The organism is Methanofollis formosanus, assembly GCF_019633745.1.
GTDB classification, from domain to species: domain Archaea; phylum Halobacteriota; class Methanomicrobia; order Methanomicrobiales; family Methanofollaceae; genus Methanofollis; species Methanofollis formosanus.
Genome location: NZ_CP037968.1, coordinates 2,750,750 through 2,765,121, shown reverse-complemented (window position 1 = coordinate 2,765,121; position 14,372 = coordinate 2,750,750). Strand labels below are relative to the sequence as shown.

Annotated in this window: 12 protein-coding genes; 5 read left to right on the top strand and 7 right to left on the bottom strand. The window is 57.6% G+C overall.

Annotation, left to right across the window (positions count from 1 at the left end):
* Positions 1-534: 534 nt before the first annotated feature.
* Positions 535-990, top strand: coding sequence for a ferritin-like domain-containing protein (locus tag E2N92_RS12610; protein ID WP_220681499.1), 456 nt, complete (start codon positions 535-537; stop codon positions 988-990).
* A 16-nt stretch (positions 991-1,006) separates the two neighbouring features.
* Here the strand turns inward: E2N92_RS12610 and E2N92_RS12605 are convergent, their stop codons facing one another.
* The 5 genes from E2N92_RS12605 to E2N92_RS12585 all read right to left on the bottom strand — a co-directional run bounded on the left by E2N92_RS12605 (position 1,007) and on the right by E2N92_RS12585 (position 8,895).
* On the bottom strand, positions 1,007-2,338 hold the full coding sequence (locus E2N92_RS12605; protein ID WP_220681498.1) for a deoxyribodipyrimidine photo-lyase: 1,332 nt from the start codon (positions 2,336-2,338) through the stop codon (positions 1,007-1,009).
* 1,093 nt (positions 2,339-3,431) lie between these two features.
* Positions 3,432-5,177, bottom strand: a complete 1,746-nt coding sequence (locus tag E2N92_RS12600; protein ID WP_220681497.1) for an ABC transporter ATP-binding protein — start codon at positions 5,175-5,177, stop codon at positions 3,432-3,434.
* Entirely contained in the window at positions 5,170-6,957 is a 1,788-nt protein-coding gene (locus E2N92_RS12595) for an ABC transporter ATP-binding protein (RefSeq protein ID WP_246589226.1), read from the bottom strand. Before E2N92_RS12595 ends, E2N92_RS12600 begins: the two co-directional genes overlap by 8 nt.
* A gap of 91 nt (positions 6,958-7,048) precedes the next feature.
* Positions 7,049-7,369 (bottom strand): hypothetical protein, encoded by a 321-nt coding sequence (locus E2N92_RS12590; protein ID WP_220681496.1) that lies wholly within the window; start codon positions 7,367-7,369, stop codon positions 7,049-7,051.
* Positions 7,370-7,482: 113 nt separating this feature from the next.
* Positions 7,483-8,895: an MFS transporter gene (locus E2N92_RS12585; RefSeq protein WP_220681495.1), complete on the bottom strand. Its 1,413-nt coding sequence runs from the start codon at positions 8,893-8,895 to the stop codon at positions 7,483-7,485.
* A 116-nt stretch (positions 8,896-9,011) separates the two neighbouring features.
* Here E2N92_RS12585 and E2N92_RS12580 point away from each other — a divergent pair, with 116 nt between their 5' ends.
* From E2N92_RS12580 to E2N92_RS12565, 4 genes are all read left to right on the top strand, one after another.
* A complete protein-coding gene (locus E2N92_RS12580; protein WP_220681494.1) occupies positions 9,012-9,488 on the top strand; it encodes a YbhB/YbcL family Raf kinase inhibitor-like protein in 477 nt (158 codons plus the stop codon).
* 250 nt (positions 9,489-9,738) lie between these two features.
* Positions 9,739-10,023: a hypothetical protein gene (locus tag E2N92_RS12575; protein WP_220681493.1), complete on the top strand. Its 285-nt coding sequence runs from the start codon at positions 9,739-9,741 to the stop codon at positions 10,021-10,023.
* Between the two features lie 193 nt (positions 10,024-10,216).
* Positions 10,217-11,476: an AAA family ATPase gene (locus tag E2N92_RS12570; RefSeq protein ID WP_220681492.1), complete on the top strand. Its 1,260-nt coding sequence runs from the start codon at positions 10,217-10,219 to the stop codon at positions 11,474-11,476.
* Between the two features lie 2 nt (positions 11,477-11,478).
* Positions 11,479-12,093: an RloB family protein gene (locus tag E2N92_RS12565; RefSeq protein ID WP_220681491.1), complete on the top strand. Its 615-nt coding sequence runs from the start codon at positions 11,479-11,481 to the stop codon at positions 12,091-12,093.
* Between the two features lie 179 nt (positions 12,094-12,272).
* Here E2N92_RS12565 and E2N92_RS12560 read toward each other — a convergent pair whose 3' ends face one another.
* Together E2N92_RS12560 and E2N92_RS12555 are read right to left on the bottom strand one after the other, a co-directional pair.
* Positions 12,273-12,803: a hypothetical protein gene (locus E2N92_RS12560; protein ID WP_220681490.1), complete on the bottom strand. Its 531-nt coding sequence runs from the start codon at positions 12,801-12,803 to the stop codon at positions 12,273-12,275.
* Positions 12,804-13,133, bottom strand: coding sequence for a transcriptional regulator (locus E2N92_RS12555; RefSeq protein ID WP_220681489.1), 330 nt, complete (start codon positions 13,131-13,133; stop codon positions 12,804-12,806).
* Between the last annotated feature and the right edge of the window lie 1,239 nt (positions 13,134-14,372).

Below are 14,372 nucleotides of genomic sequence, written 5' to 3'. Positions count from 1 at the left end.
TACCCCTTAGTCCCCGGCATGAAGATTGGGAGAGAGGCGGAGATAACCATCCTGACGAGAGCGATGCCGCTCCCGGGATGGCGATAGATGCGGGGAGGCCACGCTCGAGATCCTGATGAGGACATCTGGCGGAATCCTCGATCTCTCCCGTCATGAGAGTGCAACAGAGGGGAACACCCACCACTGCCGCCCTCGGCTATCGTCGGCGTGGGGGTCCGGGGGTGAAACCCCCGGCGCGAGATATCGGTGAAGATTCTCCCATAGAGGCGGCACGGCTGATCGATAGACCTTCCACCTCAAAACTTTCGAACGTGCGCCGTCCCACACCCTCGCGCCGGGGGCGATTGCCGCCCCCGCCCTATCCTCACGCGAGATGGCGATGAACATTCTCCGATAGGGGCGGCCCGTCCGAGATCCCATCCCCGCCAGAGCGATCCGCCAGGATCCCAGAAAGCTCCGGGCGGCCAGCCCCCGGCCTCGCGGATACCTATATATATCGAGACCGGCCCTCTCTCCCACCAGAGGGGGACAGGTATGAGGACCGAGGATTATCGACAGATCATTGCGAGTGCCATCGACAAGGAGGTGGAGGCCTATGTCTTCTACGAGGAGATCCGGGACCGGGTGAACGACCCGGCGCTCCAGACGCTCTTCCGGGAACTCGCCTCCGAGGAGCGGCAGCACCGCAAACTCCTGGAAAACTTCCTGGCGGCGAGGCCGGCGGAACTCCACTTCGACGAGTCGAGGGACTACAAGATCTCCGAGACCTTCGACCGGCCGGCGCCGACGGCCGAGATGAAACCGGTGGAGGGGATCAAACTGGCCATCAAACGGGAGGAGGACGCCGTGGAGATGTACCGGCAGTTCGCCGAACTGAGCACCGACGCCGACCAGAAAAAGATCTTCGAGGAACTGGCCAGGATGGAACTCGGGCACAAGGCGCGGCTCGAGGACCTGTACACCGAGGTGGCCTTCCCGGAGGTCTGGTAGAGGGGAAAAATCCCTCCTACTCTTCGCCGAACCGCGCCGCATATCGGTCGGCGTCGAACTTGCGCCTCAGCCCCCGGGCGTTCATGTATCGCACTTTCCCGAAGACCGGCCGCTCTTTCCAGGCCCGGTCGTGCTTCCCGAAGCACCAGGCCACCCCGGCATACCCGTTCGGGTCCCGGCCGTCCAGTTCGTAGCGGTTGTTGAGGGTGAGGAGCGTATGATAGGCCTCCTCCGGGGTCGAAGACCATTCGAGCACTTTTTTGCCCCAGTACATCCGCATGTAGCCGTGCATCTTCCCGGTAACGAGGAGTTCGCGCTGGGCGGCGTTCCAGTAGGGATCGTGGGTCTGTGCCGCCTCGAGGTCGACGAGGGCGTACTCGTACTCCCGCGGGTCGCCGGCGTGCTCGGCAAGGGTCTTTGCCGCCCAGGCGGGGAGGCAGGCCGGCGAGGCGTAGGCGGGGTTGTAGCGGACGAAGTTCATCGAGAGTTCGCGGCGCACGACCAGTTCTTCGAGGTACGCGGCGGCGGACGCCCCTCCGACCGCCCTGACCCTGCGGGCGACCTCGAGGGGTGCGATCTGCCCGAAGTGCAGGTACGGGCTCATGCAGGAGAGGACGGCGGCGTTCGGGTCGTTGCGTTCGGTCGCGTACCGCCCGAGCCCCTCGCGGAGAAAGCGGTCGAGGAGACGGCGGGCTGCAGCGAGTCCGCCGGTGAAGGCCGCAGGCCCGGCGTCCTCCGCGGCCCCGATGGTCCTGAGCAGGTCGGCGGGACGGTCGAGCCCGAGGGTCTCGTGGTTCTCATCGTCTGCCGAGCGCACCCGCACCGCTCTCTGTGCAGGCGAGGTCGGGAAGGGTTCGAGGTGCCGGGCGATACGCCGCCTGAAGGTCGCCGCCGACCACTCCTCCTTCGCGGAGGCCGTCTCCACCGGCACGACGACCTCGCCCTCCACCTCGACGAGCGGCACGGCGAGGCGGTCGGCAAGGCGGGTGCGGTCCTCCACCTGCCCGTGCAGGTAGCCTCGGTCCGCGACCACCAGCGCCGCGTCGTCCGCGAGGCCGGCCACCACCTCGGCCGGCGGCCCGGCCCTGAGCAGGAAGGCGATCCCGCGGTCGGCCAGACATTTTCCCGTCTCGGCAAGCCCCTCGAGCATGAACCCGAGGTGCCGGGCCTGCCGCCCCTCGCCCCGCGGGTCGAGGCAGAAACAGACGAGCAGGGGTTTTTCGAGGCGGTTTGCCTCCGCGACCGCGTGCTCGAGGGCCGGGTTCCCCTCGGCCCGCTGGGAGGCCTGCATCCAGTACAGCACATGCTCGCCTCGTGCCGGCGGGCGGCGGTTGAGCCTCCTGAGCATGCCGGGGGATCGGAGGGGGAGGAGATAAAAGAAATCCCGACCCCGGAGAAAATCCTGATACCACGGATCTGCCCGGGGGCGAGAAGATGGGGGACGGCATGGGGCACATGATCCCTCTGAATAATGATCGGCCCTTTACCTTCCCGGTTCTATCCTCGGGATCATGACGACGAGGACGGCGTGATGATCAGAACGGGCCGTCCCCCATCACTGAATCTGTTCTGTCATCTCGCGAGAGGACGGCACGGGGCGGTGTTCCTGCTGAGAAAAGATCAGCCTTCTCCCTTCACGGTTCTATCCCCGGGGTCATGACGACGAGGACGGCATGATGATCAGAACGTGCCGCACTTTTTTGTAGAATCTTCCCCGTCGTCTCGCGAGAGGATAGGGGCGGGCGGCACCACGCGTGACGCCGCTGAGAAATGATCGGCCCTCTCCCGTCCTGTTCCTATCTTCAGGGTCATGACGACGAGAAAGGGGTGACGATCAGATCATGCCGTCCCCCATCGCCGAAATTTTTCCACCGTCTCGCGAGAAGATAGGGTGGGGAACGGCATGGAGTGGTGTGCTCCTCTGAAAAAATATCGGCCCTCTCCCGTCTGGGTTCTATCTCCAGGGTCATGACGGCGGGACGGTATGGTGATCAGACCGTGCCGTCCCCTGATCTCCGGATCTGTTCTGTCATCTCGCGAAAAGATAAGACGGGGGACGGCACCACGCCTGATCCTGTTGAATGATGATCGCCTCTTACCGTCCCACCCCAATCTTTTGGGGCATGAAAACAGAACGGCGTCATGATCCAAACATGCCGTCCCCTCGTCATCGATCTGTTCTGCCGTTTCGCGAAAGGATAGGACAGGGGACGGCACCACGCGTGATCCCGCCGAGTAATGATCGGCCATTTCCCGTCCCGGAGTCAATCTTCGGGGTCACGACAGCGGGACGGCGCGACGATCAGATCATCCCGTCCCTCCATCGCCGAATCTTTCCCACCCTCTCGCGAGAGGAGAGGGCGAGGACAGCGGCGAGTGATGTTCATCTCTGCCCTACCTGGGTGAAGAGCGCGCCCGGGATCTCGACATGACCTTCCCGGTCAGATCGACCACTCCATACTCTGGCGCTGCAGACCGACCATATGCTTATACAGCCCTCCCTGCTTGAGCAACTCGTCCGACGTGCCCTGCTGTGCCACATACCCGCCGTCCAGCACGACGATCCTGTCGGCATTCGCGACCGTCCGCATCCGATGGGCGATGACCAGCACGGTCTTATCTTCGATCAACCGCGAGAGGGCGGTCTGGATCTTCGTCTCATTCTCGACATCCAGCGACGCCGTCGCCTCGTCCAGCAGGACGACCGGTGCGTCCTTGAGCAACGCCCGTGCGATGGAGATCCGCTGGCGTTCACCGCCGGACAACGTCGACCCGTTCTCCCCGATGACCGTCCGGTACCCCTGCGGCAGGCGGGAGACGAACTCATCGCACATCGCCGCCTTCGCCGCCGCCATCACTTCTTCGTCGGTCGCGTCCCTTCTCCCGAGCCTGATATTCTCCATCACCGTGCCGTTGAAGAGCACGACGTCCTGGAAGACGATGGCATAGTTTCTCAGCAGCGCTTCGGGATCGACCGTCGAGATATCCACGCCCCCGAGCGTGATCGTCCCGCGGTCGACATCCCAGAACCTGGCCGCGAGTTTCGTCGCCGTGCTCTTCCCGCCGCCCGAGGGCCCGACCAGCGCCGTCACCTCGCCCTGTCTCGCGGTGAACGAGACGTCGTTTAGCACCTTCTCGCCCTCGTTATAGGAGAAGCCCACATGATCGAAGACGATATCGTAGCCCTTCGTCGAATACTCCTCGACACCCTCCTGCACCGGGTGACGCATGATCTCGTTCATCCGATCGATGCGGACATCGACATGGATGATCTCCGCGATATTCGCGATGACCCCGGAGAGGGGATCATAGATCCTGGACGCCGCGATCATGAAGATCAGGAAGGTCAGCAGATCGGTCTGGCCGGCGATCAGCAGACTGCTCCCGACCAGGACCACGGTCGCCAGTCCCAGTTTCAGGACCATCTCCGCACTCTTGACAAACACCCCCGCGGTGAACTCCGACGAGATCTGTGCCCTCTCGGCCTCGTCCAGTTTCCGGTCCAGACCGGCAAGATAGGCCTCTTCCCGGTTGTAGGCCTTGATCTCCTGCACCGTCTCCAGGCACTCCTGGATCCCGTCCGCACAGGCACGCTTTGCGCGGTAATGCTTCTCGACCCCACTCTTGTGTACTCTCTTCGAACCGAGGATGATCATCAGGGCGACCGGTATCACCCAGAGCAGGGCCAGGCCCATCTGCCAGTCAAAGACCAGCAGCCCGATCCCGACCAGGAGCGTCGAGATGCTCGCGCCGATCAGCTGCGGGATCGCATGCGAGAACGCATGCTCCAGCTCGGCACAGTCGCCCATGACGGTGTTGGTCAGGTCAGAGAGGTCTTTCTTCCCGAAGTACGACAGCGGCAGGTGCCGCAGTTTCTCTGCCAGCGAGATCCGGCGCGTCGCACTCTCGGCATAGGTGGCGACGAAGACGCTGGTATACTGGTACCAGTGGCAGACGTACATTAATCCCAGGATGAGCACGCCCAGCACCGTGTAGAGCACGATGTCGGGCGGCTGACTCGCCGGCGCCCCGAAGATCGGTTTCAGGAGGGCATCCAGGAGGAGGACCAGAAGACCCAGGGGCGCCATCAGACTGATGTCGGCAAGGGCACAGTACAGACTCCCTTTGATGAGGTCCTTTGCGCCCTGTTCGCTGAGCGCGAACCGATTCTGTAGATATTTACGCATGACTTTCCTCCTTTCCCACTCTCCATTCTACGGAGTGCCGGTATTCGCGCCACATCTCTGCATACAAACCGTTCTGTGCAAGGAGTTCGGCGTGGATTCCCTCTTCTTTCACCTCGCCGTCCTTGACGACCAGGATGCGGTCCGCGTTGCGCACCGACGAGAGCCGGTGGGCGATCATCAGCACGGTCTTGTTTTCGGTCAGTTTCTCAAAGGCGCGCTGGATCTGGTACTCGTTCTCGGGATCCGCAAATGCCGTTGCCTCGTCCAGGACGATGATAGGGGCGTCCTTGAGGATCGCACGGGCCAGGGCGATACGCTGCTGTTCGCCGCCGGAGAGATACACCCCGTCTGTCCCGACGACGGTGTCGAGGCCCTGCGGGAATTTGTCGAGGATCTCGGTGCACCGGGCCAGTTCTGCCGCCCGGAGTACTTCCTCGCGGTCGGCACCAGGTCTGGCAAACCGGATATTCTCCAGGATGCTCGTCTTGAAGAGGCGGGCGTTCTGGAACACGAACGCAACCTGGTCCATCAGGTGGTCGGACGCCATCTGCCTGACGTCCGCGCCGCCCACCTCGACCGCGCCCTCCTGCACGTCCCAGAAGCGGGGGATGAGACTTGCAATGGTGGTTTTCCCTCCGCCCGATGGCCCGACCAGCGCATAGGTCTTCCCTTCGGGGATCTCGAAACTGACGTTCCCGACCGCCTTCTTCTCGCTCCCCGGATAGGCGAACGAGACGTTCTTGAAGGCGACCGAACGGCCTTTCGGTTGCCGGGGGCGGGCGGGTTCGGGGAGAGGGTCGTCGTCCAGGAGTCCGCCGACACGGTTTACCGCTTCCATCGCGACAAAATACCCTTCTGCCAGACGCATGACCTTGTTCATCATCACCGCACAGACCGGCGTGAAGAGGATGTAGAAGATCAGGTTCAGGAGGAAGGCCTGGTAGTCGGGGGCGTGCGCGATGAGCAGCAACCCGGCCGGGACCAGCAGGACGAAGGTTCCGTTGAGGGCGATGGTGTATTTCGTCATCGGCGAGCGGCACCGGATCGCATAATCCAGCACCCACTCTTTGTAGTTCCGAATGGACTGATGGAAATTTTTGAACGAGTACACCGTCTGCTGGAAGACTTTGACCACCGGGACGCCGCGCACATATTCGACGGCCTCGGTGTTCATCTCTTCCAGGGCGTCCATGTATTTCTGGATCGAACTCCGATCGCCCCCCATCATCTGCTTGAGATAGTAGACGCTCACGACAAGCGGGATGAGGCTCACGAGACCCAGTCTCCAGTCGAAGACAAAGAGCAGGGCCAGGATGGCGAACGGCATCACCACCGCACCGGCAAGGTCGGGCAGGAGGTGTGCCATGAAGGTGTGCGTGATCGAGGCGTTGTCGTCGATGATCTTTCTCATGCGGCCGCTGGTGTGCTGGTCGAAGAAGCCCAGGGGCAGGGTGACGATCGTGTGCATCGCCTCTTTTCTCATGTTCTTCTCGACGCGGAACGCCGCCAGGTGGGAGCACATCAACGCGGCGAAGTAGAGCACAACGCTGAGCAGGGCAAACCCGACCGCCAGCCAGCCGTACCAGGTGACGCCGGCGGCGGCGGAGAGGTCGGGCCATGCAGCAAAGACGTCCCTGACCACATACCAGATACAGATATACGGGGCCAGGGAGAGCACGGCACTGATCGCAGACAGGATGCATGCCGTCACGATCAGGACGCGGTGCCTGCCTGCAAGTTCAAAGAGCCATGGAATCCCTTTTTTATCGCTGTTTTTCACAAGAATTCCCTCTTGATTTGTTCAGATGCGATTGATACCCGGCCGGTTTCGTCGATGCTGCAACGAGACGGGGGGCATGACGCATTTACTCCTAAAAATTCTGCGGTTCGGCGGCAATCAAGGAGCGCCGAACTCTTTTCGGGAAGAGGGGGGTTTTCAAGGAAATTTCGGGACGGCGGTCGAAACCGAACGGCGGGGTGGCCGGCGGGGTTTCGGGGTTGGGAAAAAGGAGTGTATTGAATTCGGCATGAGCGCTACGCTCAGGCATGCGGGATGAAAATTTCTCGTCGCTTGATCGCTCTCTTTTCAAGACTGAAGAATCGATGGAGGCCTTGTTCCATCGCCGCCCCTCGGCTATCTTCTCGCGAGACGGCAGGAAAGATCGTGCGATGAGGGCGGCATGTCGGATCATCACGCCTTCCCATACCCTCGCGCCGGGGGCGCTGCCCCCGGAACCCCCGGGATGAAGATAGTGCAGGGAAGGCGAGGGACGATCCCGAAGAGGGTGGTGCCGCCCTTCGGCGTTCACCTCCGGCCGGCGCCGTCGCGTTTGGGGTCCTGCAGCCGCCCGCCGATGAGGAGGACGACGGCCGCGATGCAGATGACCGTGACGAAGATCCCGAGGAAGGCATCCCCGGTCGGCACCTCCACGCTCCACCCCGGCACCGCGGTGGTGTGGAGGGTGAGGAAGATCCCGGCGATGATCGGGCCGATCATCCCGCCGAGGTTCTGGACGGTGTGGTAGACCGCGGTCCCCACCCCGGTCTCCTCGGGCCGCACCGAATCGACGACGATGATGGTGTTCGCGGTGAGGGCGACCGACATCCCGGCATTGTACACGAGCCCGGCGACGACGAGCGAGGCGACCGAGAGCGGGAGGAAGAGGTAACAGGCCGCTCCCGCCGCCACGACCGAGGTGCCGAGGATCATGGCGGCCCGCATGCCCCGCCGCCTGATCAGCATCCCGGTGAGCGGCCCGCAGATCATGTCGGCGATCGCCCCCGGCATCATCACGAGCCCCACGGTCAGCCTGGAGAGCCCGAGGCCGGTCGGGCTCTCGATGAGGTAGGGGAGTGTCTGGATGATGATGAACGAGATCATGCAGACGAAGAACCCGACCGCCAGGGCGATGAGCACCGGCGGGTTCCTGATCATCCCGAGGTCGACCACCGGGTCGGGGACCACCTGCTCGGTCCGCACGAAGACCGCACCGAAGCCGACGGTGAGCACGACGCAGAGAAGCACCTCGGGCGAGGCCCACCCGACCTGCCCGCCCATCGTGAGGGCGAGGACCAGGGTGAGGAGCCCGCCGGTGAGGGTGGCCAGGCCCTTCCGGTCGATCGCGGCCCTCCCGGCCACGGGCGAGGGGAGGATGACGATGGCCATCGCCAGGAAGAGGAGCACCACCACCGGCGTGACCACATGGAAGGTCATCCGCCACCCGACATGCTCGATGATCCAGGAACCGACGAACATCCCGACAAACGCACCTGCGCCAAACATCGCGGCGATGGTCCCGATCGCGACCGGCACCTTCTCTTCGGGGAACTGCTCCCTGATCAGGGCGTAGCCCAGCGGGAAGAGCCCCAGGCCCGCACCCTGCAGCGCCCGGAAAAAGATGAGCGACCAGATGTCTGGAGCCCATCCGCTCGCAAAGACGCCGACGAGGTAGACCCCGAGGCAGAGGAGCATCATCCGTTTCTTCCCGTAGAGGTCGCCGCACTTGCCGATGACCGGGGTGACGATCGCCCCGACGAGGAGGACGATCATCAGCACCCACGAGGTCCAGACGCCCGAGACCCCGAACTCGTCCTGGATCACCGGGAGCGCCGGGGTGATCATCGCCTCGGTGAACATCGTGGCGGCGACGGTGATGCAGAGGATGAAGAGGGCGGCGAGATGGTACCGCGGGTCGTTGAGAGAGAAGGGTGGTTTCACGTTATCGACCGGAACAAAATTCCATAGTTCATATGTTCTCCGACCTCATCATCCTTCGCCATGGGTGCAGAAGGTATATTAATCGCCGGTACGGATGGGAGTGCGGGGGACCGAACATGATCGGAAAAACGGTCACAAAACTGAGTGTCAAGATCGCCGTCCTGAAACTCCCGCCCAACTACACCTGCGACGGCGAGGACGTCTCGCCGGCGATCGGTCTGGGAGGCGTGGACATCGACCGGACCAAATCGCTTGCCCTCATCGCCGACGACCCGGACTCGCCGGGCGGCGGGGGGTTCACCCACTGGCTGATGTGGAACATCGAGCCGGTGCGGATCATTCCTGAGGCGATCGCGAAGGACGCCGAGATCGCCTTCCCCTTCTCCGCACGGCAGGGGGAGAACTCCTTCGGCAAGGTCGGGTACAGCGGCCCGTGCCCGCCGCGGGGCGAGCAGCACCGCTACCAGTTCCGGGTCTTCGGCCTGGACGCCGACCTCGACCTGCCGGCCGGAGCGAAGAAGAAGGCGCTTCTGGACGCGATGGAGGGGCACGTCGTCCAGTACGGGGACACCTACGTGCTGTACGGGAGGTGAGGGCGCCCTCCCGTTTTTTCAGGCACCCATAGTTTCTATATTTTATGTCGGGAATTTTTATTTCGAGTTCCTCCGATCGCCCATGTGGGCGTGATGGCATCTGGGTACCTCCGACGGATCGAAGGACGACACCATAGGTTCTCTTCTCCTCCTGCTGCTGCTGACCGCGTTCATCTACGGCGTCCTCCCGTCGATCGACGGCGGAGAGTTTGTCCTGGGGGCGGAGGTCAGATACGAGTCCGGGTATGAGGTGGACCTCGTCACCAACGCGAGATACGAGATCTGGGTTGTCGAGTGCTATGGCGGCCCGGAAAGGATCAGCGTCCTGGTCCACAAAGGCCCGTATGTCGTCTTCGACGATACTTTCGACCTGATGCGTCCCGAACACGACTACCTCCCGTACAAACCGGAGTTCAGGGTGAGGGAGGACGGCACCTATATGGTACATGTCAAACCCCTGGACGAGGGAGTGTTCAGGATCGGGATCAGGCGGTATCCGCCGGGGATTCTTGAGGGGATCTTTTCTGAGGGGTGATGGAGAGCCCCACCGGATCCAGACATAACTCAAAAATGTAGGCTTTGAAGCGCTGCAAGGGAGGCAATCAACCACTCTAGATGGTGATCTCAACCGGTTTGTATATGGGAAACCGACAGCGCATACACACACGATTCTACGAAGTTTTCGTAGAATCGATACTTTTATCAAGCATCACTGGATAGTACACAATATGCTGATCGAATATAGTGTCGAAAATTTTCGGTCCATCTCCGAAAAAACGACACTCAGTATGTTAACCTCCAAAGAGAGGAAAAAAAACTATAATCTGATAAAAGTAGAGGATAATCCAAACGTTACAAAACTGCTGAAAAGTTGCATAATTTACGGTGCAAACGCATCAGGCAAGACCAATCAGATCCGTGCCCTCGACTTGATCAAATACATTGTCGTCGAATCCAATCGACTAAACAAAGGAGATAAATTACCCTATTTCCCGTTTGTACTGAGTGCCGACTATGAAGGGAAACCTACGAGATTTGAACTTGATTTTATAAACAATAATACCGAGTATAAATATTCTTTTTCATACAATGCAGAAGAGATCATTTCTGAAGAACTCAGTTACTTTCAAGGAAAACATGAACACTGTGTCTTTCAACGAAATAGAGATACGCTGGAAGCATTTGATGATGAAGATGAACTGAAGGGACTCTTCAAACATACCGGAAGTAATGTTCTGTTTCTCTCAAAGGCTAACAACGAGTATAAACCGTTTGGGCCGGCATTTGAGTGGTTTAATATTAACCTAAATTATTTCGAACATCTTTCAAGGATTCCTGCAGATATTGCCATTGATTATATGGATAAATCCAAAGAAAATAAAGAAAAAATCTTAAAGATTCTGAAATATGCTGATTTCGATATTTCTGATCTATCCAGCAATAAAATAAAAGTGAACCGGTCTGAGATTCCCGAATATATTCTAAATGTAATCGAAAAAAGTGAAAATAGAAAAATAAATGATGGTGACATCATAAAAAATGAATTAAAAAGTATTCACATAAGAGACGACGGTCTGGAAATAATCAATGACTTTTCAAAGTTTGAATCTGCAGGAACCAATCTGTTCTTCAAGATCCTTGGCATTCTTCTGGACTCGTTTGAGAATCATCAGAGGGTGCTGGTATTTGATGAATTCGACACCAGTCTGCATCCTGATCTGATCATGTATCTCCTGAAGATCTTTCATGATGAAGAGTACAATAAAGCCAATTCGCAGTTGATCGTCACGACGCACAACACCAGGATTCTTTCATCTGATTTCTTCAGAAGAGAGCAGATCTGGTTCACTGAGAAGAAGAAAGACACAAAAAATACCGATCTGTACTCACTGTACGACTTTGAGGGGCGAGTTGATCGGTCCCTTGAAAAAGCGTATTTCACAGGGCGTTATGGGGGATTGCCTGACATTGTTGACAGGGGATTTTAAGGATGGCGAGATACCGAACATCCCGAGGGCTTTCAAAAAGGATCCGAATTTTTATTTTTTCCGATGGAAAAACAGAAATCAATTACTTCGATCTGAAAAAGAAAGACCTTCCCAGGAATAGGAATTTATCAGTCGAACTGATCCCCACAAACATAAAAAGTGCGGTAAAATCAGTCAATTATATCAAGCGTTACTTCTCTCGAAATGACTATGGTCTGAATCAAAATGATAGAGTTTTTTGTGTTTTTGATATGGATACTGCTGATAATGAGGATCTCAGAAGAGCAATAACAAAAATGCCGGGTTATATGCATCTTATTATTTCAAATCCAGATTTTGAGTTCTGGTTTTTACTCCATTATGAATATTATCAGGAGAGACTTGCAAACAGAGAACCGATAGAGAAATTAAGGAAACACGAGAGAGCGTATGAAAAGCCAAACGTGATAGAGATCTACTCTTCATTAAAGGAAAAGGAAGCATTTGCAATACAAAATGCACAACGACTCAGTTTTTATCATACCAGAATCGGCCATGATCTCTATTCCACTGCCGCAAATCCATTTACCAATGTGGATGAAGCAATCTCGTTCATTAATAATCACTGTCAGACCTGAAATCAGATTTCATTGATCACAAAAAGTAGAGATCTTCATCCTCTTTTTTCCGTTTCGTTCATCACCATTTCAGATCCCTTAGATGGGAAAGTTATGGGATGATGAAAACACGACGACACGTCACTCTCCCACCGAACCGCCACCTCAAGAGGGGAATGACAGGAGGGTGGGGGGCCCCCTCAGTACCTCAGTGACCGGATCGACGCCTTCTGCATCGGCCCGACCTCGTCTTTCAGCCATTCCAGGTCTTTTTGCGCCGGTTCGAAGAGAAACTCCTTGACTTTTGAGACGCCTTTTGCGATCTGGGTGTCGCGATAAAACCCTTTCTCCTGCTTCACGATCCGAAGTGCTTCGACAGGCGACTTCCCCATCTGGCTTACGAGCAGGGCATAGGTTGCACCGATCTCAAGAAGAGACGGAGATTTCTGAAAGAGTTCGTCCAGAAATTTTACCGTCTCGATCTCTTCGCTGGAAAGGGAGACGGCGGTTTCCAGGTCTCGAAATTCCTGAGAATGAGCATAATAATCTCCGGTGAACTCAGGCGAATAGGGACCTCTGATATACAGATCGAAAGGATACCGAAAGTCCACCCCCTTGATCTGGAGTAGACAGACGGTTTTCTGTCCGATGAGTTTACTCTCGAACTCGTCTCGATCCAGGGAAAAGCCGATCTCATGAAATGCGGCAATCGCCCTCTTCCAGTCTCCCATCTATTCATCACCTCCGATCAGCAGACCAAACCATTTTTTGATTTTTTTCCACTCTTCAAGGCCTACGGGAGTGATCGAATAGAGTTCAAGATTTTTTGATTCGAACGTCACCTTTTCCATGCGGAGATATCCCATATCGACAAGCGCGTTCAAATTCGAATAGGTCGAGCCGTCATTGCCGATCTTCAGACTGTTCTTGATCTGCCGTGCCGTGGCGCCCTCGTCGCCAAGGTCTGACAGGGCCCAGAGAATTTTGATCCTGTTCAGTGAAAACAGATTCGAGTTTAAATTTTCAGCCCAATCGACAACATCCAGAAGATTCCCTTCCATATCAAACCCCTCCACACCATCTGATCTTTGAACCCGACCGATATTCTCCGACTTGAAGTTTCAATTAATTGATGGATTCAATGATATATGATGGTTGGGGGTGGCGGTTGTTCAGACCCACCACAGACACCCCCTTCTCCCGACACCCACGATCCCGATCGCCTCTTCCGAAGCATCACTCCAGATCCCCATACGAATAGAGAGCAAAGTCATGACAGGGTGTGGGGGACAGATCCCCCTCTTTCAAGGGCAAATTCGATCGGTGTGTCCCCTCACGCACCCGGCCCCGACCGGGTGGACCCCTGAAAGGGGAGTGGATCATATGAACAGATACCCGGACATGCGGGTGGTTCTGAAGATCTCTGCCATGCTCCCGTCGGCACAACCCGAAGAGCCGGAAGAAGTGCTTGCCGCAGTGAACGGAGAGACGGCGGCCTGAGAGGCCACCGACACCTCATCTCATTCTTGATCTCTCCGGGCAAACGATCACTGTGCAGGCAGTCCCCACCCGCGCCCCCGATCCCCCGGCACCCGGACAAAACCGAACTATTTATATAAATCTCAAATATATATTCTCACAAATCCAGGAAGACCTATGACCGGACAGATCCCCCCACAGACAAAAAGGTCGGAGAGTCGATCGTCGAAAGAACCGCAGATGAGCGACATCATCATCCAGGCGCTCGAAAAACGCGAGGGAAAAAGGTAATCTGAAAGGGCCCGACATTCATCGGTGCCGGCCCGGGCGATGCCGGCGGAAGCAACGTCCTCTCTTTTTTCGGCTCTGTAGAATCAGGCATGAACCCCTGGCTCAAGCATACGGGATGAAAATTTCTCGTCGTTTGCTCTCTCTCTATTCAAGACCGGAGAATCTGGGGGGGTCTTGTCCCATCGCCGCCCCCACCTATCTTCGTCGTGGGGGTCCGGGGGTTTCCCCCGGCGCGAGATTGCGGGAAATCTCGACGACGGGGGCGGCAGATCCATCAGAGGAATTTTTTTATCCTCTGCGTATCGGCTTCAATGTGATATGACGAGTTCAAACTCTCATGCAAACCTGAAGAGAGGATCGTCAGGATCATTTTCATGGTAAACCATCCTTTTTTCATCACCTCAACCCCCTATGAACTGAATCCATCGCCTTCCTTCGTACTCACGCCGGGGGCTCCGCCCCCGGACCCCCGGGATTGCGATAGGGGTAGGAAGGCGGAGAGATGACCGCAGAGAGGGAGGTGCAGTCCA

Excerpts from the sequence above, each read along its gene's own strand:
- E2N92_RS12555 (WP_220681489.1), bottom strand. The coding sequence starts at position 13,133 with ATGGAAGGGAATCTTCTGGATGTTGTCGATTGGGCTGAAAATTTAAAC.
- E2N92_RS12590 (WP_220681496.1), bottom strand. The coding sequence starts at position 7,369 with ATGATCCGACATGCCGCCCTCATCGCACGATCTTTCCTGCCGTCTCGC.
- E2N92_RS12605 (WP_220681498.1), bottom strand. The coding sequence starts at position 2,338 with ATGCTCAGGAGGCTCAACCGCCGCCCGCCGGCACGAGGCGAGCATGTG.
- E2N92_RS12610 (WP_220681499.1), top strand. The coding sequence starts at position 535 with ATGAGGACCGAGGATTATCGACAGATCATTGCGAGTGCCATCGACAAG.
- E2N92_RS12565 (WP_220681491.1), top strand. The coding sequence starts at position 11,479 with ATGGCGAGATACCGAACATCCCGAGGGCTTTCAAAAAGGATCCGAATT.
- E2N92_RS12560 (WP_220681490.1), bottom strand. The coding sequence starts at position 12,803 with ATGGGAGACTGGAAGAGGGCGATTGCCGCATTTCATGAGATCGGCTTT.
- E2N92_RS12600 (WP_220681497.1), bottom strand. The coding sequence starts at position 5,177 with ATGCGTAAATATCTACAGAATCGGTTCGCGCTCAGCGAACAGGGCGCA.
- E2N92_RS12570 (WP_220681492.1), top strand. The coding sequence starts at position 10,217 with ATGCTGATCGAATATAGTGTCGAAAATTTTCGGTCCATCTCCGAAAAA.
- E2N92_RS12580 (WP_220681494.1), top strand. The coding sequence starts at position 9,012 with ATGATCGGAAAAACGGTCACAAAACTGAGTGTCAAGATCGCCGTCCTG.